Consider the following 314-nt stretch of genomic DNA (forward strand, 5'->3'; position numbering starts at 1 on the left):
CCATGTCGAACATGCTCGGCCATTCCCACACGGCGATCGCGGTGTGGATCGTGTTGTTCATGCCGGAAACCGCCATCATCTCGGAGCCGCGCCAGGCGACCGGGCGCAGATAGGCGTCCTTCAGGCCTGTCTCTTATACACATCTCCGAGCCCACGAGACTCTAGGCGCGATCTCGTATGCCGTCTGCTGCTTGAAAAGGGGGGGGGGGGGGGGGGGGGGGGGGGGGGGGGGGGGGGGGGGGGGGGGGGGGGGGGGGGGGGGGGGGGGGGGGGGGGGGGGGGGGGGGGGGGGGGGGGGGGGGGGGGGGGGGGGG

Annotated in this window: 1 protein-coding gene and 1 pseudogene; both read right to left on the reverse strand. The window is 74.8% G+C overall.

From position 1 onward, the window contains the following. Nucleotides 1-130 (reverse strand): annotated as a pseudogene (locus JHD80_RS28940) (branched-chain amino acid aminotransferase); the annotation flags it as partial. A gap of 3 nt (nt 131-133) precedes the next feature. Then, the coding region (locus JHD80_RS27700) for a hypothetical protein (protein WP_199093833.1) at nt 134-314 on the reverse strand (181 nt) is incomplete at its 5' end.

Origin of the sequence: Allobosea sp. ASV33 (genome assembly GCF_016428755.1) — a bacterium.
GTDB lineage: Bacteria > Pseudomonadota > Alphaproteobacteria > Rhizobiales > Beijerinckiaceae > Allobosea.